General features: G+C 61.6%; 22 protein-coding genes. 8 read left to right on the top strand and 14 right to left on the bottom strand.

Features of this window, described 5'->3' with window-relative positions; translation table 11 throughout:
• Positions 1–105: 105 nt before the first annotated feature.
• The 3 genes from HNQ99_RS08690 (at position 106) to HNQ99_RS08680 (ending at position 2,714) form a co-directional block, all read left to right on the top strand.
• A complete protein-coding gene (locus tag HNQ99_RS08690) occupies positions 106–2,091 on the top strand; it encodes a CocE/NonD family hydrolase (protein WP_184475268.1) in 1,986 nt (661 codons plus the stop codon).
• 72 nt (positions 2,092–2,163) lie between these two features.
• Positions 2,164–2,313, top strand: coding sequence for a zinc-binding dehydrogenase (locus tag HNQ99_RS08685; protein WP_184475267.1), 150 nt, complete (start codon positions 2,164–2,166; stop codon positions 2,311–2,313).
• Positions 2,314–2,495: 182 nt separating this feature from the next.
• Positions 2,496–2,714 carry a hypothetical protein gene (locus tag HNQ99_RS08680; protein ID WP_184475266.1) on the top strand — a complete coding sequence of 73 codons (219 nt, stop codon included), beginning with the start codon at positions 2,496–2,498 and terminating at the stop codon, positions 2,712–2,714.
• On the opposite strand, the gene HNQ99_RS08675 is transcribed toward HNQ99_RS08680, so the two are convergent.
• From HNQ99_RS08675 to HNQ99_RS08620, 13 genes are all read right to left on the bottom strand, one after another.
• Positions 2,675–3,760, bottom strand: coding sequence for an amidohydrolase family protein (locus tag HNQ99_RS08675; protein ID WP_184475265.1), 1,086 nt, complete (start codon positions 3,758–3,760; stop codon positions 2,675–2,677). The two genes, HNQ99_RS08680 and HNQ99_RS08675, sit on opposite strands and share 40 nt — an antisense overlap.
• Positions 3,761–4,064: 304 nt before the next feature.
• Positions 4,065–4,262, bottom strand: a complete 198-nt coding sequence (locus HNQ99_RS08670; RefSeq protein WP_184475264.1) for a hypothetical protein — start codon at positions 4,260–4,262, stop codon at positions 4,065–4,067.
• 33 nt (positions 4,263–4,295) lie between these two features.
• On the bottom strand, positions 4,296–4,430 hold the full coding sequence (locus HNQ99_RS16775) for a hypothetical protein (protein WP_281376783.1): 135 nt from the start codon (positions 4,428–4,430) through the stop codon (positions 4,296–4,298).
• Positions 4,427–5,527 carry an acyl-CoA dehydrogenase family protein gene (locus HNQ99_RS08665; protein ID WP_184475263.1) on the bottom strand — a complete coding sequence of 367 codons (1,101 nt, stop codon included), beginning with the start codon at positions 5,525–5,527 and terminating at the stop codon, positions 4,427–4,429. The genes HNQ99_RS16775 and HNQ99_RS08665 overlap by 4 nt, the downstream gene beginning before the upstream one ends.
• The gene (locus HNQ99_RS08660; protein WP_184475262.1) at positions 5,524–6,705 is read right to left on the bottom strand and encodes an acyl-CoA dehydrogenase family protein; all 1,182 of its coding nucleotides are present in this window, start codon (positions 6,703–6,705) and stop codon (positions 5,524–5,526) included. The genes HNQ99_RS08665 and HNQ99_RS08660 overlap by 4 nt, the downstream gene beginning before the upstream one ends.
• A gap of 17 nt (positions 6,706–6,722) precedes the next feature.
• Positions 6,723–6,920 (bottom strand): hypothetical protein, encoded by a 198-nt coding sequence (locus HNQ99_RS16630; protein ID WP_246414818.1) that lies wholly within the window; start codon positions 6,918–6,920, stop codon positions 6,723–6,725.
• Positions 6,917–7,678 (bottom strand): SDR family NAD(P)-dependent oxidoreductase, encoded by a 762-nt coding sequence (locus HNQ99_RS08650; RefSeq protein WP_184475261.1) that lies wholly within the window; start codon positions 7,676–7,678, stop codon positions 6,917–6,919. Before HNQ99_RS08650 ends, HNQ99_RS16630 begins: the two co-directional genes overlap by 4 nt.
• A gap of 19 nt (positions 7,679–7,697) precedes the next feature.
• Positions 7,698–8,882: a thiolase family protein gene (locus HNQ99_RS08645; protein WP_322790346.1), complete on the bottom strand. Its 1,185-nt coding sequence runs from the start codon at positions 8,880–8,882 to the stop codon at positions 7,698–7,700.
• 139 nt (positions 8,883–9,021) lie between these two features.
• Positions 9,022–9,249, bottom strand: coding sequence for a hypothetical protein (locus HNQ99_RS08640; RefSeq protein WP_184475259.1), 228 nt, complete (start codon positions 9,247–9,249; stop codon positions 9,022–9,024).
• Positions 9,250–9,430: 181 nt separating this feature from the next.
• On the bottom strand, positions 9,431–10,189 hold the full coding sequence (locus HNQ99_RS08635) for a crotonase/enoyl-CoA hydratase family protein (RefSeq protein ID WP_184475258.1): 759 nt from the start codon (positions 10,187–10,189) through the stop codon (positions 9,431–9,433).
• A gap of 31 nt (positions 10,190–10,220) precedes the next feature.
• Complete coding sequence (locus tag HNQ99_RS08630; RefSeq protein ID WP_184475257.1) at positions 10,221–11,384, bottom strand: acyl-CoA dehydrogenase family protein; 1,164 nt, start codon at positions 11,382–11,384, stop codon at positions 10,221–10,223.
• 479 nt (positions 11,385–11,863) lie between these two features.
• Positions 11,864–12,889, bottom strand: coding sequence for an AraC family transcriptional regulator (locus HNQ99_RS08625; protein ID WP_184475256.1), 1,026 nt, complete (start codon positions 12,887–12,889; stop codon positions 11,864–11,866).
• Between the two features lie 244 nt (positions 12,890–13,133).
• The gene (locus HNQ99_RS08620; RefSeq protein WP_184475255.1) at positions 13,134–14,165 is read right to left on the bottom strand and encodes an amidohydrolase family protein; all 1,032 of its coding nucleotides are present in this window, start codon (positions 14,163–14,165) and stop codon (positions 13,134–13,136) included.
• 325 nt (positions 14,166–14,490) lie between these two features.
• Between HNQ99_RS08620 and HNQ99_RS08615 the strand changes: the two genes are divergently transcribed.
• From HNQ99_RS08615 to HNQ99_RS08605, 3 genes are all read left to right on the top strand, one after another.
• Positions 14,491–15,303, top strand: a complete 813-nt coding sequence (locus HNQ99_RS08615; protein WP_221232635.1) for an enoyl-CoA hydratase/isomerase family protein — start codon at positions 14,491–14,493, stop codon at positions 15,301–15,303.
• A 292-nt stretch (positions 15,304–15,595) separates the two neighbouring features.
• Positions 15,596–15,988: an SDR family oxidoreductase gene (locus HNQ99_RS08610; protein WP_184475254.1), complete on the top strand. Its 393-nt coding sequence runs from the start codon at positions 15,596–15,598 to the stop codon at positions 15,986–15,988.
• Complete coding sequence (locus tag HNQ99_RS08605; RefSeq protein ID WP_184475253.1) at positions 15,963–16,769, top strand: enoyl-CoA hydratase/isomerase family protein; 807 nt, start codon at positions 15,963–15,965, stop codon at positions 16,767–16,769. The genes HNQ99_RS08610 and HNQ99_RS08605 overlap by 26 nt, the downstream gene beginning before the upstream one ends.
• Before the next feature lie 80 nt (positions 16,770–16,849).
• Here the strand turns inward: HNQ99_RS08605 and HNQ99_RS08600 are convergent, their stop codons facing one another.
• Positions 16,850–20,350 (bottom strand): indolepyruvate ferredoxin oxidoreductase family protein, encoded by a 3,501-nt coding sequence (locus HNQ99_RS08600; RefSeq protein ID WP_184475252.1) that lies wholly within the window; start codon positions 20,348–20,350, stop codon positions 16,850–16,852.
• Positions 20,351–20,568: 218 nt separating this feature from the next.
• On the opposite strand from HNQ99_RS08600, the gene HNQ99_RS08595 reads away from it, so the two are divergent.
• On the top strand, positions 20,569–21,363 hold the full coding sequence (locus HNQ99_RS08595; protein WP_184475251.1) for an enoyl-CoA hydratase-related protein: 795 nt from the start codon (positions 20,569–20,571) through the stop codon (positions 21,361–21,363).
• Positions 21,364–21,391: 28 nt separating this feature from the next.
• Positions 21,392–22,486, top strand: coding sequence for a CaiB/BaiF CoA transferase family protein (locus tag HNQ99_RS08590; protein ID WP_184475250.1), 1,095 nt, complete (start codon positions 21,392–21,394; stop codon positions 22,484–22,486).
• The last annotated feature ends 156 nt before the right edge of the window (positions 22,487–22,642 follow it).

Raw genomic sequence — 22,642 nt, 5'->3', positions numbered from 1 at the left:
TCAAGGCTCGACTGCAAACCATGCGTTGAGGCTGTCACCCGACGGGGGACAGACGGTGTCCGCGCGTCGCGCTATCGGCAGGTGAGCCTGACATTGGGGACAGTTATGATTCGTTCAAGCAACGCCGTAGGTGCACATGTGCGGAGCCTGTCAATTCTGGCGCTGGGAACGGCGATCACATTTTGTATTGGCAACCCGGCAGCCGCCGCCGATTCTGTTGCGGAGACAGGCAGAGCCTCGACGGTTGCCGCGCCTGCCACTGTGGCTGTTCCTGCCGCGGCAAAATCCGTCATCATGCACGACGTTATGGTGCCGATGCGCGATGGTACGAAACTGGCGGCCGACGTCTATTTGCCCAGCGGCGATGGCGTGAATCCTGCGCCCGGCCGCTATCCCGTCCTATTGGTGCGCACTCCTTACGGTAAGGCGAGCCGGTTGTTCGAGGCGCCGCCGGAGACGAGCGGCGCCGCGCTCGCTTCGATGCGCCCCGCCGTTGCGAACAGCCGCGGATATGTTGTCGTAATGCAGGATGTCCGGGGGACGTTCGGTTCGGAAGGCAAGTTCGAACCGATGCGCAACGAGAATGCCGATGGAGTTGATACTGTCGCCTGGCTGAATGCCCAACCATGGTCCGATGGCCGCGTCGGCACTTATGGGGGCTCCTATCTCGGCGGTGTTCAAATGTTGCTCGCGGCAGAACAGCCTCCCGGGCTTGTCACCGCGTTCTCGCAGGTCGCTGCCACCGATCAGTTTTCCAATGAGTGGGTCTACCGGGACGATGTCCTCGCAATGACCAGCGCGGTGTGGACGTCGGCCATGGTCAGCGCTGAAGTCGCGCGCGGCTCCAAGGACGATCAGGATTTGCTCAGGGCCGACTATGAGATGCTGGGCCCGGTGGAGGGCGCCGCGTCACCTCTGGAAGCCAACGTCAAGATGCTGGCGATGTTGCCGCTGGCCGACATGCCGGTCGTCCGGCGTGCCCCGTGGTGGAGCAAATGGCTGCAGAACCGGGACAATCGCAAATATTTCAAGATCAATGAAATGGCCGATCGCTTCGATAGGATTGACATACCGATCCTGCATCTCGGGGGGTGGTACGATCTTTTTCAGCGCAACAGCTATTCACATTTCAAGGCGATCGCAGCCGAAGGGGCGACGCCGCTGACGCGGCAGAACCAGCGTCTCATAATGGGCCCCTGGTCGCATGGCACCTGTATCGGCTGCCCGGCGAACAGCGCGATCAACGCCGAGGAGATGCAGCTCGCCTGGATGGATCAGTGGTTCAAGGGCAAGCGCAACGACTTTTTCGACCATCGCGTCGTGATTTATGTGATGGGCGAAAACCGCTGGCGCGCGGAGGCCGACTGGCCGCTGCCGGGCACCGAACGCACCCGCTATTACCTGCATAGCGACGGGGCCGCCAATTCGGCCGCTGGCGATGGAGGGCTGAGCACGACGCTGCCCGGATCGGAACCTGCGGACCGCTACACTTATGATCCGCGAAATCCCGCGCCGACGCTTGGCGGACCCGGCCTGACCGGCAGTCGCGCGATACAGAACCCCGCCGAACAACGCGCCGACGTGCTGGTCTATACGACACCTCCCTTGGATGAGGATGTCGAAGTCACGGGTGAAATCAGTGCCACGCTTTTCGCCGCCAGCTCGGTCGAAGACACCGACTGGTGGGTGAAATTGGTCGATGTAGATGAAAACGGCGAAGCCCGGATATTGGCTCAAGGCGTTGCGAGAGCGCGCTATCGCATCTCGAGGGACGACCCGCAGCCGCTGACGCCAGGCAAGGTCGAGAAATACAAGATCGACCTCTGGGCCACGAGCAACGTATTCAAGAAGGGGCATCGTATCCGCATCGACATTACGAGTAGCAACTTCCCCTATGCTGAGCGGAATCCGAATGCCTTCATCGACATTTCGACCGCGACCGACGCCGATCTCGTGGTTGCGTCCCAAACTATCTTCCATGATGCCGGCCGAGCATCGTTTGTGGAGCTGCCGATCATTCCGATGTCGCGTGAGCGCGAGTGGATCGGTGTCCCCAATCCAGGAGCTGTCGAACAGCTTGAGACACCTTGAGGAACGCGAAAGGAGTTCACAGAAAAGGGGACGCGTAATGGCTGAGATACAACGCTTTTCCACAAAGAGGGCGTGACGCGCTTTGCAGCAGGCGACCGCGTGATCGGGACCTTGGACCTCAAGCCTGTGGTCGATCGCATCTTTGGCCTGGAGGATATCCGCGAGGCCTTTACCTATCAAGCCGGAAAGACCTATTTCGGCAAGATCGCCCTTTCCTTCTGATCTGGAAAAATGGCCTTCGGGTGACATCGACTGGCGCCATCGGACGGTCATTGTCCACTGCGCGAATTGCCTCTACCGGTTCTGGAAGATTGCCCTGCCTGCATTGGTTCGATCGGCGCTATGCGGGAACGACAGTCTGCATCATGAGGGTTGGGAATGATGGTGTGGAAGGCTGATTGAACATGGCTGTCGCGATTGCTGCCACCTATGAGCTGGTGCCGGGCCGCTATCCCGACCTCGATCCATTCGATATGTTTCGTGCCGTGCTGAAAGGCGCGCTGGGCAGTTGGGGTATCGGCCCCCGCGACATTGACGGCCTGTTGACATCCCCTGCGGGACAGTCGGCCGGCGCGACCGACACCTATGTGTCGGCGGGCGGAATGCCCATGTCATCGGTGTAGACGAGCAGTTCGCGGGCATAGACACCAAGCGCATGCGCCATGCCCTGCGCGCCGAAATCGTCGCCCGGCACGATATTCACGCCAGCCGCATTGGCCCTGGCGAGCATCACCTTCATATTATCCCAGGCTTCGTCCATCTGACCGCCAGGCTTCGGTTCACCGACGCCGCCATAGCTGAGCAGTTTGGAAAACAACATGCTTGGCACCAGCGTAGCGCCATGCTTGACCATGGATTCGATACAGGCGTCGTCCATCTCGTCGGCATGATCGATGATGTCGACGCCGATTTCCAGACATTCCAGAATTGCCGATGCACTGGCGACATGCGCACGAACCCGCGCGCCCCGTTCATGCGCGGTACGCACCACGGCTTCGAGTTCCGGAATGGAAAGCCCGCGGTAGCCGGGCAGGAGAGCGAACCCATGGCCGCCGGTCGGAAGTACCTTGATAACCTCGGCACCACGCAGGATCTCCTGACGGACTGCCTTGGATATCTGCTCGGGACCATCGGCGAACACATTGCCGCCGATCCGGCGCACACCGTCATATTTCTTGTCGTCGTCGTTTTTCCACCAGTGACCGCGATCTTCATAATCGCCGGTAGTCACGACATGACGGCTGCAAGGGGTCAGATGAGGCCCCTCAAAGAGGCCACGCTGGATGGCAACCTTCATCTGCCAGTCCAGATCGTTGCTGCAGCTACCGGAGACGATCCGTGTTACGCCCGACATCAGCGCCGTCTGGAGCGAACTCGCGGCACAAAGCGCCAGAACGGCCGGCGGTTCTTCCGTGCCCAGGAAAACGCCGCCGCGGCCGGCGCTGAACAGTGGCGGCCCAATGTCCACAAACTCGCCATGCCAGTGACCGACCGTCATGCCCGGCATCACCGTGCGACCGTCAAGGTCAATAACTTCGGCATGGCTGGGTGCGTCGCCCGAACCGATGCCGGCGATGCGACCGTTTTCGACCAACAGGGTCTGCCCGGCCTGCGAGCTACCCTTGCCGTCAAAAATATGTGCGTTGATGAAGGCCGTCGTGACAGCCATTGCGCCTCTCCTCAGACTACGCGCTTCAGCGAGCCATGGAAGCTCACCCAGTCAGTCTGAACATATTGCACCACGCAGGTTTTGCATCAGCGTTCATGAAGATTGCATGCGCAAACAAATTTCAGTGCTGCTGTGTACCAAAACGCGCGCTTGGAACATTGGCCTGGCCGCGCGATCCGCCAAACTTGCTCGCAGCCGATCACTTTTGCAACTGACACCGCAATGCCATGACCGATGCAAACTGGTCCGGTGTGTCGGTCCTGGATGCTCCGCCCCGCAAGATCGCGAACGGATCGCGCCTTCGTCATTTGGCGTCCCATTTGTCATGCCATTCCGGATTTTGCCAAAGCGCCGGGTCTATGCGCCACGACCAGCCCGGATGGTCGCCTTCGACCTGCCGCAGCCCGTGTCGCGCAACCCAGTCCATATAATAGAGGTTGTCGCATGGCTGCGGTGGGGCAAGCCGGAACTGCGCCAGGCCGGGTGAATCCTGACCGGCCATTCGTGGCCGGTCGAAAATGATCCCGGTCCCGGCCTATACGATGGCGCGAATATGCGCGTCAGCGACCGCCTGTACCAAAGCGTGGTCCAGTTCGTCGACATGCACGGCATGGGGATGCGCGATGACGGCAACACAGTCATCCTCGCCGGTGAAGATCGTCGGGATCACGTGCAGGCTCGATCCGCCATCGCATGCTCTATCACTGAAGGCGCGAGCCGGTCCCTGCGCTGATCCGGCGTCTCGTAGAGCATCTCATTGAGCAGCGCGCGCTTGAGGAACAAATGACAGTCGTGCTCCCAGGTGAATCCGATCCCGCCGTGCAGCTGGACCGAATCCTCGGCCATCGCATGATAGGCGTCATTGGCGATCAGCCGTGCCTGACCGGCAAGAATCTCCGCCCCGGCATGGCCGGCCGCGAAGGCTCCGGTCGCATGGCGCACCAGCGCGGCTGCGATCTCGATCGCGACTTTATGGTCGGCCGCCCGGTGCTTGAGCGCCTGGAACGAGCCAATCTGGCGACCGAACTGCTGACGCGTGAGCATGTAGGCGACCGTTTCCTCCAGGGATCGCTTCGCGCCGCCAAGCGAATCCCATGCAATCGCCAGGTCGATATGAGCTCGCACGCGCCCAAGCACATCCGCCACGCTGCTTTCCAGCAAGCCCGAGGCGCTCACGCAATCGAGTGAGATGTCGATCACGCGCCGGCTGCGGTCCCACATTTCGGTCTGCTGCATCGTCACGCCAGCACTCGCAAAATCGACCAACCAGGCTGACGGGCTTTCGTCCTCGATCAGCACCAGCAGATGGGTCGTGCGTGAATCCGCCGGGACGGACCCAAGCTCGCCGGTCAATGTTCCGCCTTTGACGGTCAATACGCCCGGCGGCACAAGGCCAACCGCCACTTGCGCTACACCAATCGCGACCTGTCCGGCCAGCTTGTGCGCCTGATCCCCCGCATCCGCCAGCGTCAGCAATTCCAGGCTCGCCAGCGAAGGGAACAGCGCCACGGGTGCCGTCACCCGGCCCATTTCCTCATAGATGGGTGCCAGTGCCGCGAAGGATTGCCCCAACCCTTCCATGTCCGCAGGCACGGTGAGCAACGTCCAGCCCAGTTCGGTCATCGCGCTGAATAGCGGGTCCGCTTCATCCCTCGACGGCTCGGCATATGTCGCACGGATATCGACCCGATCGGCGAGCAGGCGCTTGGCCGCATCGCGCATTTCCTCCGGATCGATGACCGGATCGTCCACAAACACTTCGCTCATGCCACCTTCTCCCTGGGTAGCATCAGCACACGCTCGGCCAGAATGTTGCGCTGAATTTCGTTGCTGCCACCCGCAATATTATACTGGTAGCTATTCAGGAAATCGAACGTCCAGTTGCCCGTTTCATACCCCGCACCCAGCACATAGGGCGTGAAGCGCGTGCCATCGATGCCGCGAAGCCGCAGGCCAAGAGCGGTAAATTCCCGCGCTGTCCGCGCATAAGCCAACTTGATGATCGACGCGTCGCCAAACTGCTCGTTGCCGGCCATGCGGCGGGTCATGAACTCCGCGATCATCGCGCGCACGGCTTCGATCCGGGTCGCGAGATCGACAATCCGGCGGCGGGTCTCGCCATCGATCCCGCCTTCGCGGCCATCGGCGGCATCCACCACCAGCCACAGTGAACGATACATGCGCTCGGTCAGTTCTACCAGGGTCAGGCCCCGCTCGGATGACAGCGTGACCTGCGCCACCCCCCATCCCTCATTTTCCGCACCGACGCGGTTCTCTATCGGAATTTCCACGTCATCGAGGAATATTTCGGCAAATTCCTCGTCACCAGTCGCCTGACGGATCGGGCGGACGGTGACGCCCTTGGCCTTCATGTCCATCAGCAGGAAGGTGATGCCGGCCTGCTTCCTGGCCGTCGGATCGGTGCGGACCAGCAGCATGCAGTAATCAGCGAACTGCCCCAGGGTCGACCAGATTTTCTGGCCGTTCACCACATAATGATCGCCCTTGAGTTGAGCGCGGGTCTTGAGGCTTGCAAGGTCGGAACCGGCGCCAGGTTCAGAAAACCCCTGTGCCCAGATATCTCCATTCTGGATGCCGGGAAGATATTTGTCCTGCTGCGCCTTGGTGCCGCATTCGACCAGAGTCATCGCGGCATGATAGAGCGAGACGAAGAACAGGCTCATGCGCGGCGCGCCCGCGCGGGCGATCTCCTCGAACAGCGCAACCTGCTCGGCGAGCGAGCGCCCGCCACCCGGCCAGCCTGCGGGCCAATGCGGCGTCGCATAGCCAGCGGATGCCAGACGCTTCAGCCATTCACGCTGCGACGCGAGAAAACCCTCGATATTGTCCCCGGCCTGCCGGGTTCGCCAGTCCGCAGGCACGTTGGTCGCCAGCCAGTCGCGCACTTCGCTGCGGAACGATTCCAGTTCCTGATCCCTACTCATCCGAGCAACCCTTCGCCTCAGGCGGCCGTGAATGACGGCGCGCGTTTTTCCAGGAAGGCGTTGACCGCTTCCTCGTGGTCCGCCGTCGCATGACAGATGGCCTGCACCACCGCCGCCAGAACGTCCTTGTCCGATATCGGATTGCGCAGTTCGGGCTTGTTCAGCGTCAGGGTCAATATGCCATCGACCTCGCTTCGCCGCAGGGCGCCGGTCATCGCGGCGGCATCCTGATGGCACCGTCCAGACGGATCGTTTCGCCGTTCAGCATGGGATTTTCGATGATGGAAGCCGCCAGCATGGCGAACTCGGACGGCTGGCCAAGGCGTGAGGGATGCGGCACGGCCTTGGCGAGGCTTTCGCGCACATCCTCGCTCAAGCGCGCGAGGATGGGGGTATCGAACGTGCCGGGGGCGATGGTGCAGACGCGGATCGCGCGGCCGGCCAGATCGCGCGCGGCGACGATGGTCATGCCGACGATTCCAGCCTTTGCCGAGGCATAGGGAATCTGGCCGATCTGCCCCTCAAAGGCCGCGACCGATGCGGTCATGATGACGACACCGCGTTCGCCATCGACCAGATCCGCCTTGGCCATACGCGCCGCGCCCAGACGCAGCACGTTGAAACTGCCGATCAGATTGATGCGGACGACCATTTCATAGGTTTCGAGCGAGCCGGGATTGCCATGCTTGTCGACGACCCGGATCGGGCCGCCGCGCCCCGCACAATGGATCACGGCACGCAATGGTCCCAAAGCGTCGGCCGTATCGAAAACCGCATTCATCTGCTCTTCGCTGGTGACGTCGGCCGGCACGAACGTCGCGCCGATTTCGCGTGCCACGGCCTCTCCGTCCGAGGAAGAAAGGTCGGCGATGACGACTTTGGCGCCACCGGCCAACAGCTTCTCGGCTGACGCCCGGCCCAGGCCCGACGCACCACCGGTGACGACGGCCACCAAGTTGCCATCAATTTTCACAACTCTATCCCCTTGTTAATCAAAGACGTTCAATGATCGTGGCATTGGCCATGCCGCCCGCTTCGCACATTGTCTGGAGCCCGTAGCGCCCGCCCGTGCGCTCCAGTGCATTCAGCATGGTCGCCATCAGCTTCGTGCCCGATCCGCCCAGAGGATGCCCGGTCGCGATCGCGCCGCCTGCCGGATTGAGCTTGGCCGGGTCGACCTTGTGCTCGCGCAACCAGGCGAGCGGCACCGGCGCGAATGCCTCGTTGACCTCGAAATGGTCGATCTGGTCGGCGGTCAGGCCGGCCTTCTTGAGGACGCGGTGGGTCGCCGGAAGCGGCGCGGTCAGCATCAGCAGCGGATCATCAGCGACCACGTCGAACGCGACGAAGCGCGCGCGTGGCCTGAGGCCCAGCCGGTTGGCGGTGGCTTCGCTCATCATCAGCGCCAACGACGCGCCGTCGGATATCTGCGAACTGTTGCCTGCCGTGATGCTCCAGTTGATCTGGGGGAAGCGCGCGCTCATCGAGTCACTATTGAAGGACGTCTTTAGCGCCGCGAGCGATTCCGCCGTCGTACTGGCCCGGATCGTTTCGTCCCTCTCGAACAGGCCGTTCGCGGTCTTGATTGGCACGACCTCATTGTCATAATGACCAGCGGCCCAAGCGGCTGCGGCGCGCTGATGCGACTGGGCGGAGAAGGCGTCCATCTCCTGTCGGCTGATCCCCCATTTCGCGGCGATCAGTTCGGCCGAAATGCCCTGATTGACCAGCCCTTCGGGGAAACGCGCGTTGAAGATGGAGCCGTTCGGCTCGGCGCCTTGGCGAGCGGTGAACATCGGCACGCGGCTCATCGATTCCACGCCACCGGCGATCACGATGTCATAAGCGCCAGCCGCAATGCCATGGGCGGCAAAATGCACGGCCTGCTGGCTGGACCCGCAGCGGCGATCGACCACGGTGGAGGGAACATGGACGGGATAGCCCGCCGCGAGCCACGCCGTGCGCCCCGGCGTTACGGCTTGCTCGGCCACCTGACTGACACAGCCGACGATCAGGTCGTCCACCGTGCCCGGGTCAAGCTTGTTGCGGTCCACCAACCGGGTAAGGACCTGGCTCAACAGGTCGACGGGATGCGTACCCGACAGCGCGCCGACTTCGGCCTTGCCCCGTCCGATAGGGGAGCGGACGATGTCCACGATTACTGGGATATTCTGCACTATGGGACACCTTTCGGGCTTCTGACCGGCATCAGCGGTTACGATGGCGAGTGCCATAACCCGGCGCAGTCGCAACCGCGCGGGTTTTTGGCGACCAGATAAATATCGCTGCAAGCAGGGTCAAATGACCCCAATGCACTCAAAGCAGGCTGGGCAGGTGAAGCCCAGCATCATAGGCGTGGATCGGTTCCCCGACCCGCGTCTTGCGCGCCCATTGCGCATCGCCCAGCATGGCGCGCCCGACCGCTACCAAATCGAATTCGCCAGCATCAAAGCGGTTCAGCAACGGTTCGACATTCTCCACAGCCTTGGTCGCGCTGCCACTGTCGTAGACCCCTTGATTGATACCGACGCCACCGACCGCCATGGAGTGGCGCCCCGTCACCTTTTCGAACAGGCAATCGCGCGATCGTGACCGGACACCATCTGGTCCTGAATTTGCTTTCGCGGCGAATGCCGACCTACTCCAGGCCAACTGCCATGAAGCGATCCCGCAATTCTCTTTTGAGCACCTTGTTGCCAGCGCCCGCCCATCAAAAGAGGCCAGTTTATTCGCCGCGCCAGACGGGTGCGCGCTTCTCCGCGAAAGCGCGCGCCCCCTCCTTGGCGTCTTGGGATGCAAAGACCGCCGCTGTGATCGCGTTCTGGCGGTCGAACAGTTCATCGACAGGCCATTCGAGGCTCTCGCTCATCACCTGTCGGCTGATCGCCACCGCCAGCGGGCCGTTCGCCGCGATCTGGCGTGCCAGTTCCAGCGCGCCGTCCAGCGCACCGCCATTCCCTGTCACCTTGTTGATCAGCCCATGCGTGGCGAGCAGCGAGGCGGGATGCAGATCGCCGACCAGCACCAGTTCGGTCGCGATCTTGATCGGCAACTGGCGCGGCAGGCGCACCAGGCCGCCGGCATTGGCCACCAGCCCCCGCTTCGCCTCCGTCAGGCCGAAGCGCGCATCTTCGGCGGCCACGACCATGTCGCATGCCAGCGCGATCTCGAAGCCGCCGGCCAGCGCATAGCCCTCGACCGCCGCGATCAGGGGCTTGGAACAATAGCCCTGGGTAACACCGGCGAAGCCCGTTCCCGGCAGACGCACAACTTCTCCACGCAGAAAGGCCTTGAGGTCCATGCCCGCGCAGAAATTGCCGCCGGCACCGGTTATGACGCCGACGCGGATGTCCTTTTCGCCATCGATCCGCTTGACCGCAGCTTCCACCGCCAGGGCCGTTTCCCGATCGACCGCATTGCGCGCCTCGGGGCGGTTGATCGTAATGACGGCGATGCCGCCAGTGATGTCGAAGTCCACGGCCATGTGAGTTCATCCCCAGGTAGATCGAACGCGGTTAAAGCGATCGCGCAATCAGCAGTTTCATGATTTCGTTGGCGCCGCCGTAAATGCGAAAGGCGCGGGCATCCTTGTACATTTCGGCAATCGGATATTCGAGAATATAGCCATAGCCGCCGAACAGTTGGAGGCATTCATCGATGATCTTGCCCTGTGCTTCGGTGATCCAATATTTGGCCATCGATGCTGTTGCAGCATCGAGCTGTCCCTCCAGCAGCTTTTCGGTGCAATAGTAGAGAAACGTCTTGGCGATCGTAGCCTGCGTCTTGCACTCGGCGAGCTTGAACTGCGTATTCTGGAGGTCGAACAATGTTTTACCAAAGGCCTGACGCTGCTTGACATAATCCACCGTGAGCGCCAGCGCGGCTTCGATCATACCCATGGCCTGCCAGGCGATCACCAGCCGCTCCTGGGGCAGCTTGGTCATTAGCATCTTGAAGCCCTGACCCTCGACGCCGCCCAGTAGATTTTCGGCCGGCACGCGCATGTCCGAAAAGAAGAGTTCGGCGGTATCGCGACCCTCCTGCCCCAATTTGTCGAGCAGGCGACCGCGCTCGAAACCTTCCACCTTGTCGGTCTCGACAACGAACAGTGAAATACCCTTGGCTCCGACGCTGACGTCCGTCTTCGCCGCTATGATGATGATATTGGCGTGATAGCCGTTGGAAATGAATGTCTTCTGGCCGCTGATGACGTAGCTGTCACCGTCGTGGATGGCCGTCGTGCGCATCGCCTGCAGGTCCGATCCGGCGCCCGGCTCGCTCATGGCCACCGCCAGGATATTCTCGCCCGTGACGGCGCCTGGCAGCCAGCGTTGCTTCTGGTCCTCGCTGGCATAGTCAATTAGATAGGGCGCAACGACGGCATTGTGCAGCGGCAGGGCAAAATTGAGCGCATGCTTGATGCCCAATCGCTCGATCAGCAGGGCGTCATAGCGAAAATCCGCGCCCGCACCGCCATAGGCTTGCGGGATCCCAACGCCGAGCAGGCCGACATTCGCCGCGGCGGTCCAGGTCTCACGATCGACAAAGCCCTGGTCCCGCCATTTGGCCGAAGCTGCGGCGCCCGCATGCTCGTCGAGGAAGCGATCGGCGGCATCCCGCAGCATGCGCAACTCGTCGCTGTCCATGAATGCAGGTCTCGGCAAATCAAAAGCAGCCACTCAATCCCCCTTTGTGTGCCCGGCATGACGGGCAACTTGAAGCGTAGCAGCGGGCATAAGCGCGACTGATCGCTTGGAGAAGCGGGGGGAGACCAGACGCAAAACCCAATTCGGCTACAGACAAAGGCGGCATTGCGCAGCCACGCATGCTGCCCGACCGTCCCATTCCAATGTCGGCAAAATCCATCGGCCGAAGTGTAGAAGCGTTCGGCAAAAACAGAATGTTGCGATCAGGTAGCGGGGCGGGATCTGCCGCAGCGCGCATCCACGCATCACATTCACAGCAGAGAGCGAGACATGATCAGGCTTGAATCCCGCTTGAACCAGCCGGTCGCTCCCCGGACGTGAGCCCCTCCGCCGCCTGATCCCAGGCCATAGACTATGGTTTCAATCTCAGAGTCGACACCGATCAGGTTTGGACAGCCTTCGATCCTCCCTGCATCCTGCCGGCGCGCACCCTCTCGGCGCCGACCGGCACTTCAGGCGGCTATGCGTTCTAGCATATGCAGGTCGACGCCGATTTGACCGAAATCTGCTAATTTCGGTTGAACCCCTGCCATACGGAACTCGCGGGGCGGGCAGCCATAGGCGGCCTTGAACATGCGGCTGAAATGCGCGGCGCTCTTGAAACCCGACATGAACGCGATCTCATGGATCGGATAATCCCGGGTTGCCGGTGCCACCAACAGATCCCGTGCCTTGGGCAGGCGGTTCTTCCAGAGCAATTCGGAAAAGGATGTGTTGTTCGCCTTGAGGACATAGCAAAGATAGCGTGGGGATATGCCGCAACTGGCCGCCACGCGATCGTAACAGAGATCGGGGTCGGAAAGATTCATCAAGATATAGTTCTCAATGTCGGCCAGGCGCTTGTCCACCAGGCGCTGACGGCGAGGCAGGCTCGCGCTCCTGTAGCCCATGCAGTCGGCGATTGCCTCCAGCAGGCTTTCGCTGAGCGGCAACGCCGTACGACGGCTCAGATTTTCGCCATCCCGAATGAGCAGGTCGAGCAAGTGCAGAACGACCTGCCCTTCTGGCGTATTGAGCGAAAAGGGGGCAGCAAGCTTGTCGGCCTCCTGCAGATGCGTCAGAAACAGGGAAGCAGGTATGATCAACTGGCATGATTCATGGACACCCTGCGAATCCGGCGTGACCCTGTTGTAGAACGGCGGGCCCGAATCCACGATCGCGGCATAGCCTTCATCGACGTCGCACGTTCCTTGCGACCGGACGATCTGCAAGGACCCGCGGCGGACGAACCAGATCACGCGAAATCCCACATTGTTTTTGCGAATGTCCTGCTGGGTCCGGCGATAGGATATCCCCGATGTCGATGACAGCTTCGTCAGGGAGACGGGATAGCTTAGCGCCTTGTCGAACGAGAAGTCCGGGGTGCCCGGTGCATCGAACTCGACCGTACCATCGTAAAACTCTCGCGCAGCAATAGCCGCCCAATAGTCCGACACTTCAGGAGCAGTCCGCCCCTTAGTGCAAAAAAGCCGTTGCATCCTATCCTCCATCCCATCCCGCGTCTAAATTCCGGCGGTACGAAGCATTTTACGCCATTTCGCCTGCATCGAGTGGCTCACCGGCTGATCGTTGCCGATTATAGGAATGGTTATTCACCCCGAGGAATGGATTGTCAAATGCTCTCTCACAGGAGCAGCGTGGCTGGTCCAGCCGCACATGTGCGACGAGCCGAGACGCGATTGATCTGCGTTCTGGAAATGCGATCCGCTGACGAGGATGTCGCTAAGCACCGACACCCTCCACGCTCCCCATGCGATAAACGCGCGCCGCCGTTCCTGCAAACAGGGCGGTCCTGTCTTCCGACGACAGATCGGCTGTGATCCGCTTGAACGCGTTCCAGATCAGCGTGTAAGAAATGGACCGCATGTCCACTGGGAAATTGCTCTCAAACATACAGCGCGAAGGGCCAAACAGATCGATCGCAGTGAGGATATGGTCCCGCTGGAGCCGCGCCGTCTCTGCCGAACTGTGCGGGCGAAGCGCATCGGTGGCGTCCATCCCGGTCTGGCTCATGTTGATGCCGCCCAGCTTTAGCGAGACATTGGTGTTGCGGGCTAGCAGGGCCATGTCCCGCTTCCATTGCGCGAAAGCTTCGTCGCGCCGCCCGACGAAGCGGCCGATCGCCAGCGGTCCGCCAAGATGATTGACGACAATGTTCGCGTCCGGAAATGTGTTGGACAGATCGACCAGTTCAGGCAATTGCGGCTGGAATGCCCAGGCGTCGAATGTCAGGCCGCGCTTGGCCAGTTCGGCGAAGCCCGCGCGGAACGCCGGGCTGGCCATGATCCCCGGTTCGGTGGCGCCGTAGACCGGTGGCAGATCGACATCGAATGCGGTCATGTGACGGATGCCGCGGAAGCGGGACGATGCTGCAATATGGGCGTCCAGCACCTCGCCGGCCTCTGCGCCCAGGGTCAGATCGGCATGGGCCACGATGGCGGCGCACATACCTGTCGGCAGTTCATGGCCGGCTTGCGCCTGGCGGGCGACGGAATCGGCAAATTCCGTTTCGCCTACGACCTTGAGGACATCGGGTCCTGATGTCCGGTAATTGGCGTGCGAATCCGTGTAGATCGTCGCGACGACATTATGGCCGCAAGTCTCGATATCCTTCGCCATGTCCTGCGGCGTATAGGGCTCCCACGGCTCGGCCGGGGATGACATCCAAAGATGATGATGGGAATCGATGATCGGCAGATCGGGGTCGAGAGCATTCTCGATCATCTGGTCGCGCCATTGTTTGCGGGTTTGCATTGCCTCGCTTCTCCTATGTTCTGATCTTACGGACATCGATCTTTCCGCGAGCGGCGTTAGCCTGGGAATATCTGCCCTTCAAAGTCAGTTCGTAAAAATGGTGCCATGGGTCATGGGACATAGGATCAGGAGATAAATCGCGGCGACGGCCACCTAAGGGCGCACCAATCCTTATCATCGACAAGCGGCTTCATTATCAGAGGCGGGCTGCCCACATAAAAATAGCAAAATTGGCCTGGACCGGCAGCAGCCGATGCATTTGGATACACAAGCCTTTGCAGGCAGGGGCAATAGCGCGACTAGGTGTGGATCAACGAACAGGCTAATGTCGCGGTTCACATACCTGTCGAGGATATACGTCATCGCCACGCAAGAATATGCCTGCCTTCAACTCAGTTTGGTGGATGGCATCGCCGAAATCCGTTTGGCCCGGCCAGATCTTCTCAATCGCTTTGATGCGCCGGCACATATCGAGTTCGTTGCCGCATTGCGCCAGCTTGCCGCGGTGGGAGCGGCGTTGCGCGTAGTCGTGATTTCGGCCGAAGGCAGAGCCTTTTCCGCCGGTGGCGACTTCGACGAGATGCTGGATGCGAACGCATCCGCCGACATCCGTGCGCAGATGGCACGGGACGCGCGTAACGTCCTTTACGGGCTGATCGATTTCCCCGTTCCAATCATTTCCGCCGTGCAGGGTGCCGCCATCGGCCTGGGCGCGACGATCGCGATTCTGGCCGATATGGTGGTCGCGTGGAAGGGCGCCAAGATTGCCGACACCCATGTCAATGTCGGCCTGGTGGCAGGCGACGGCGGCGTACTCGCATGGTCCCAGGCCATCGGTATCAGCCGAGCCAAACGTTATCTGCTGACCGGCGACATCATGACGGGCGAGCAGGCCCATGCCATGGGTATCGTCAGTGATCTGGCGGACACCCCCGAAGAGGTGTTGCCTATGGCGCGCGCGCTAGCCGAGAAGATACGCGACCTGCCCGCAGAAGGCGTCAACGGCACACGCCGTACCTTCGCTGCGCTCACCCGCGCGCGGGCGAACGAGGCGTTCGAACTGGGAATTTCGCTGGAGATGGAATCCATGGCGAGTGCCAATCTGCGGCGGACCGTCGAGACATTACTGAAGCGCTGAATGCGAAGTCACGGCTAGAGGTGGGCAAGCGAGACTGCGCCCTTCCCACGGCGCTAGCCGGATCGCTGCGTTCTTTGCGCGTGCAGTTCGCGAAGGCCATGCAGGTTGCATTAACCCAACAATGAAGCAGAGAAACAATGCAGCTAAAGGACAAGGTCGCCACCGTGCTCGGTGCATCGGCGCAGGCCGGGACGGGCTGGGCCATCGCCGAACGCTCCGCTAAAGAGGGTGCCAAGGTCATCGTCGCCGCGCGGGGCGAGGCGTCACTTCAGGCCCTGGTCGAGTCCATCGGGTGGTTGCCCAGACCTGCGACCTGGCAAGCGAGATCGATATCGCGGCGCTCACGCAAACCGCGATCGAACGGTTCGGTCGCCTTGACGTCGCGGTCAACGCCGGGGCCATGCCCCTGGGCGGAACAGTCGCCAATACCCCGCCTGAGGACGCGATGCGGTCCATGGAGGTCAACTATCTTGGCAGCGTTCATTTCGTCCAGCACATGGCCGCGGCGATGGAGACGGGAGGATCGATTATCCTCCTTTCCTCGCTCGCCAGCACGCATGTGATGGAGCATGTCTACAGCTATGCCTGCGCCAAGGCGGCGGTAGATTGTCTGGTCCGCTATGCCGCGCTCGAATATACCTATGGAAATGAGGAAGATCATGGACGACGCAGTGATTCTGGTTGAAAAGATCGACCGCCAGATTCTGGTGGTCAGGCTCCACCAGCCCCAGCGCCTGAACGCCCTGACGCGCGACATGGTGGATATGTTCAATGCGCAACTGGACATGATCGCGGCGGATAGCGACGTTCGCGCGGTGATCCTGACGGGCAGTGGCCGGGGATTTTGCGCCGGGCAGGATGTGGCGGCGGCAGACGCGCGCAACCGGGAGGCACCGAGCCGGGTGGTCGAGCGGATGTATTGGCAGGAGCGGTTCGCCGGCATGGTCGAACGGTTGCACCTGATGCCGCAGATCGTCATCGCGGCGGTCAACGGACCGTGCGTGGGCGCGGGCATGGCGATCGCCCTGGCGTCCGACGTGCGGATCGTGTCCCGGTCCGCGAAGTTCATGAATGCCTCGGTCCGACTGGGGCTGACCGCCGGCGAGACCGGGATGAGCTATATGCTGCCCCGGCTGATCGGGGCGGCGCGCGCGTTCGACATATTGTTGACCGGGCGCGCGGTGGAAGCGGAAGAAGCCGAGCGGATCGGACTGGCGATACGCATGGTTGACGACGCGGCGCTCTTGCCCGAAGCGACGGCTTATGCACGACAGATCCTGGCCAACAGCCCTTTCGGGATCAAGCATACCAAGAAGATATTCTGGCAAAATCTGGACGCCCCCAGCTTTCGCGCGGCATTGGAACTGGAGAACCGATCGCAGATCCTTGCGTCGATGACAGACGACTATAAGGAAGCAACCGCCGCCTTCACGGAGAAGCGACCCGCCGCCTTTACCGGGTGCTGATACGCGCTTTCGAAATCACGCGAAAAAAAGGGCCCGGTCATTGCGACCGGACCTATTGTCAGGTCCGTCGGGCCGGCAGATCAGCCGACCAGGGTTGGCACCGGGTCGGCGGCCGCGATCTCCGGCGGAGCGCAAAATGCCGCGCGAAGTTCGCCGATCCGCTTTTCATATTCCGCGATCGACTCTTCCTTCACATGGCCATAGCCACGGATGTCATAGGCCGCGCTCGCCAGTTCGAGCGCTACCGGCAACGTCCGCTGATCGACCCGGTCGATGACATCGGCCATCAACGCGCGATAATCCTCGATCAGCTTGCGCTCGAAACGGCGTTCGGCGGTGTAGCCGAACGGATCGAACGCCGTGCCGCGCAGACCCTTCAGCCGCGCGAGCGCGCGGAACACCGGGAGCATCCAGCCGCCGAATTCGCGCTTGCGCGGCTTTCCGTCCTGATCCTTACCGGGCAGCATCGGCGGGGCGAGGTGGAAAGTCACCTTGAAATCGCCGTTGAACTGACGGTTCAGACGGTCCCAGAACTTGGGATCGCTGTGCAGGCGGGCGACTTCATATTCGTCCTTATAGGCCATGATGCGACCGAGCGTCAGGGCGATGTCACGCACCAGCAGGTCGCCGCCTTCCAGCCCCCTCGCCGCGATCCGCCGCTCCATGTCCCGCACGAAGCTGGCGTAGCCGTCGGCATATGCCTGGTTCTGATAGTCGGCGAGCAGGTGGCCACGGCTTTCTAGGACCGCATCGACAGTGTCGAGCCTCGGTAGTTCCGTTGCAGCGCCGATTTCGCGGGCGAGCCCCCCTGGATCGTACGCGGCGAGGCGACCGAGCGCGAAGGTGCGCAGATTGCCCTTCACGAATGTTCCGTTCAGCTTGATCGCTTCCTCGATGGAAGCGACACTGACCGGGAGCAGGCCCTTTTGCGCGGCATAGCCCACCATCATGATGTTGGTCGCGATGCTGTCGCCGATCAGGTCAGTCGCCAGGCGGGAGGCGTGGAAGGGCAGATAGGCCCCGCCCCGCAGCGCCTTGAGGATCGTGGCCTCCATCGCCTCTTCGCCCAGGTCGAGATTTCGGTTGGTCTGGAACTCGCCGGTAGGCGTGACGTCCTGGTTGACGACAGCGGCGGTATGGCCAGGCCGGATGCTCTTGAGCACGTCGGCGCCCGATCCGACGATCATGTCGCAAGCGAGAATCACGTCGGTCGCACCGATGCCCAGGCGCGCGGCGTAGATAGTCTCAGGCGAATGGCCGATGCGGATGTGGCTTGTCACCGCCCCGCCCTTCTGCGCCATGCCAGTGAGGTCGAGGACGCTACAGCCCTTGCCCTCCAGATGGGCCGCCATGCCCAGAATCGCGCCGACAGTCAGCACCCCGGTGCCGCCGATCCCGCCGACAAGGATGTTATAGCATTCTTCACCCAGCACATGGATTTCCGGCGTGGGAAGCGCCGCGATCATGGCGTCGATGCGCGCTGCATCGCCTGACACATGGGTCGCGATCTTGGCGCCCTGTACCGTCACGAAGGACGGGCAGAAGCCCTTCACGCAACTGAAATCCTTGTTGCAGGTCGACTGGTCGATCGCGCGCTTGCGACCAAATTCGGTTTCCAGCGGCGTGATGCTGACGCAGTTCGACTTGACCGAGCAATCGCCGCAGCCTTCGCAGACATCCTGGTTGATGAACACGCGCTTGTCGGGATCGGGATAGGACCCGCGCTTGCGGCGGCGGCGCTTCTCCGTGGCGCAGGTCTGCTCATACACGATAGCAGAGACGCCCTTCTGTGTCCGCAGGCGGCGCTGGAGCATATCCATCATGTCGCGATCGAAGACTTCGACGCCTTCGGGCAGTTTGGACCGCGCATATTTTTCCGGATCGTCCGACACCAGCAGCACCGGCGAGACCTGCTCCGACACCAGCTGGTTCAGCATGTCGATGGGCGAGATATGCATCTCGACCGGCTGGCCACCCGTCATCGCCACCGCATCGTTGAACAGGATCTTGAAGGTCATGTTCGCCTTGGCGGCGACAGCGGCGCGGATCGCCAGGATACCGGAATGGGAATAGGTGCCGTCGCCCATATTCTGGAAAACGTGTGGCATTTCCACGAATTTCCCGACCGATACCCACGGCATGCCATCGGAACCCATGCCAACAGGCAGCATCGTGCGACGTTCGGGCATCACATAGGCAGCCAGACCCTGACAGCCTACCGCCGCGATAGCGATGCTGCCATCGGGAATCTTGGTCGACGTGTTGTGCGGGCAGCCCGAGCAATAAAAGGCGGGACGATATTTGCCGCCGCCGCCGATCAATATGGCCTGCCCTTCCAGGTCGTGGAAATAGGCGAAACGCTTCTCGACATCCTCATCCTCGATGCCGATCTGGACCAGCGCATCGCGCAGCGCCCTGCGCACCAGCTGCGGATTGAGTTCGCCGATTGCGGGCAGCATCGGCTTTCCGGCCAGGTCCTGCTTGCCCAGGATCGCGGGGCGGCGATCAGCATCGAGCGCATAGAAATAGCGGGCTAGCTGGTCTTCCATCACTGGCCGCTTTTCCTCGACGACCAGCAGCGCGCGATGACCCGACGCGAACGCCAGCGCGCCTTCGCGCTCCATCGGCCAGATGAGGCCCGGCTTGTAGAGACGAATGCCGAGCGCGCGGCACTTTTCTTCGCTGAGGCCCAGGTCAACCATTGCCTGGCGCAGGTCGAGATAGGCCTTGCCAGCGGCGACCAGGCCCAGGACGCGACGTTCGCCGTCGATCGGGGTCCGGTCGATGCGGTTGACCCGCGCGAACGCCTCTGCCGCAGGCAGGCGATAATTGACCAGCATCTCTTCCATGCGCAGGGGCGTCATGCCCTTGATGAGATTGAGGCCGTCGGGCGGCATCGTCATGTCATCCGGCTTGGAGTAAACGCGGTGAATGTCCGGCAATTCGACCGATGCGGTCAGGTCTAGCGTGTCTGTAATGCATTTCAGGCCGACATAGGCACCGCTGCAGCGCGACATTTCCCAGCCGAACATGCCATATTCCAGCATCTCGCCCGTGGTTGCCGGATAGAGGGTGGGGATCAAGCTGGCGATCAGCGCATGTTCCGACTGATGCGCAGTGGCAGAGGACTTGCCGCCATGATCGTCGCCGGCAACCACGAGGAACCCGCCGGTGGCCGAGGACCCTTCCATATTGCCGAGCTTGAGCGCCTCGTTCGCGCGATCCAACCCCAGCCCCTTGCCGTACCAGAGGCCGAAAATACCCTCATAATCGGATTTTCCAAACCAGGCGAGTTGCTGGGTTCCGCGAATGGCGGTGGCGGCCAGTTCCTCGTTGAGGCCAGGCTCGAACATGATGGCGTGCGCGTCGAGATGTTTCTGGGCGGCCCACAGGGCGGCGTCGTACACGCCGAGCGGCGAGCCTCGATATCCCGATATGTAGCCAGCGGTCTTCATGCCCCTTGCGGCGTCGCGCCGGGACTGGTCGAGCGGCAGGCGCACCAGGGCCTGATTGGACGACAGAAGGACCCTGCCGGTTTCCTGCAGATATTTGTCATCCAGCGTCGTTGCGGTCTTTGTCATCGGGCGCTTGCCTTCTTTAGGAAAGTCTCGGTTGTCGGCGCGATCAGGCGCGGAGATTGGCGTCACAGATAGCAGAGGGATGGGGCAACTTCTTGTCCGTCGATGATCTGACTTTTGTTCATGCTCCTGGAACAGTGTTTCGTAGCGCGACAAGCGGACCGCGCTGCGGCTAGGTCGCAGCCGATTTCACCCCGCATGACCGAAAGGCAAGGTTTGGCATGGACGCCTACCAACATATTAGTTTGACCGTCGGGGAAGGCATTGCACGGCTGCGCTTAAGCCGCCCGGCCACGCTGAACGCGCTCAGTCGACCGCTTTTAAGGGAAGTCACCTCCGCGCTCGACCGGGTGAGGGACGACAGTGGCGGGCGGGTGCTGGTGCTGAGCGGGGAAGGCAAGGCTTTTTCGAGCGGTGCCGATCTGTCGGGTGGCGCTTCACCCGTCGGCAGTACCGGTTTCGATGCGGGCGAGGTGCTCGAACAATATTACAACCCGCTCATGGAGCGCCTGTTCGCGCTGCCACTGCCCGTAATCTCGTCGATCCAGGGCCCCGCCGTGGGCGCGGGATGCCTGCTGGCACTGGCGGCCGATATCGTCGTCGCTTCGCGCTCTGCCTATTTCATGCAGGCGTTCATCAATGTCGCCCTGGTTCCGGATGCCGGCAGCATGTGGCTGTTACCACGCCTGATCGGTCGTTCGCGCGCCCTGCACATGATGATGACCGGTGAGCGCGTTCCGGCGGTCAGGGCGCTGGAATGGGGCATGATTTCCGAGATGACGGAGGATGACGAACTGGATGCGCGCGTCGATGCGATCGCGACCAAGCTCGCGGCCGGGCCAACGCGCGCCTATGCACTGATCCGCCATGGCGTCCAGCAGGCATTGGCACAGCCGCTGACCCAGGCGCTCCAGATGGAACGCAACGCTCAGCGTATGGCTGGGAACAGCGTGGATTTTGCCGAGGGCGTCGCCGCCTTTCGGGAAAAGCGGCAGCCGCGCTTCACCGGCGCATGACAGCAGATCATATAGAACGGAGTGCAAGATGACAAACGCAACAGGGCCGCTCGCAGGCGTCAAGGTCGTGGAATTCGGCGGGCTGGGACCGGGGCCCTTCGCTGGTACGATGCTGTCGGACATGGGCGCGGACATATTGCGCATTGATCGAAAGGGGGCGGGCGATCCGCCCGCGACGCGTATCGATGCGCGTGGCCGCCTGACCATTGCGCTCGACCTCAAAAGCCCTGCCGATATCGCAAAATGCCTGGAAATCTGCGAATCTGCCGAAATCGTCTTCGAAGGTTTTCGTCCCGGCGTCATGGAACGCCTTGGTCTGGGCCCCGATGTGATGCTGGCCCGCAATGGAGCGCTGGTCTATGGTCGAATGACCGGATGGGGCCAGACGGGTCCCTACGCGCCGATGGCAGGGCATGACATCAACTATCTGGCCATTACGGGCGCGCTCCACGCCATTGGAACGGCCGACAAGCCTGTTCCCCCGCTAAACCTGGTGGCCGATTATGGCGGCGGTGGCATGCTGCTGGTTGCAGGACTCCTGGCCGCGCTGATCCAGGCCCGCGCGAGCGGTAAAGGGCAAGTCGTCGACACCGCCATCTGCGACGGGAGCACCTATCTCATGTCGCTCTTCTACGGCATGCTGGAGGCTGGGACGTGGACAGACAAGCGCAGTTCGAATCTGCTCGATGGCGCTGCGCACTTCTACGACACCTATCGTTGCGCCGATGGTGAATGGATATCAATCGGGTCGATTGAGCCGCAATTCTATGCCCTATTGCTGGAAAAGACCGGGGCGGAAGATCTGGCTGCGTCTGATCAGATGGACCAAGCGAAATGGCCTGAGATGAAAGCGCGTCTCAAGGCGATATTCCTAACCAGGACTCGGCAAGAATGGTGCAAAATCATGGAATATACCGACATCTGCTTCGCGCCGGTGCTAAGCATGACCGAAGCGCCCGATCATCCGCACAATGTTGCGCGCGGTATGTTCGTGACCGTCGATGGCGTACGGCAGCCCACACCTGCGCCGCGCTTCTCGGCGACGCCGAGTGCCATACGCTGGGCACCGGCACCGGTCCGCGAAGATATCGATGAAGCGGTTAGCGAATGGGCAAGGGAATAGGGTGTCGCCGAAGCATTTTCACGTCAGGTGGTTCACCTGATGGCTCGTACAATGCGGGAAACAAGAGGCAAATATGCTCTGGCTAGGCGGCTTGGCTGAAGGAGCGAAAAGCTTCAGCCGAACCGCTCAGCCATTAAATGCACGTGGCTGCCACAG

Origin of the sequence: Rhizorhapis suberifaciens (genome assembly GCF_014200045.1) — a bacterium.
Classification (GTDB): domain Bacteria; phylum Pseudomonadota; class Alphaproteobacteria; order Sphingomonadales; family Sphingomonadaceae; genus Rhizorhapis; species Rhizorhapis suberifaciens.
The sequence above is the reverse complement of the archived record's forward strand: the minus strand, read 5'-3'. Positions and strand labels throughout refer to the sequence as shown.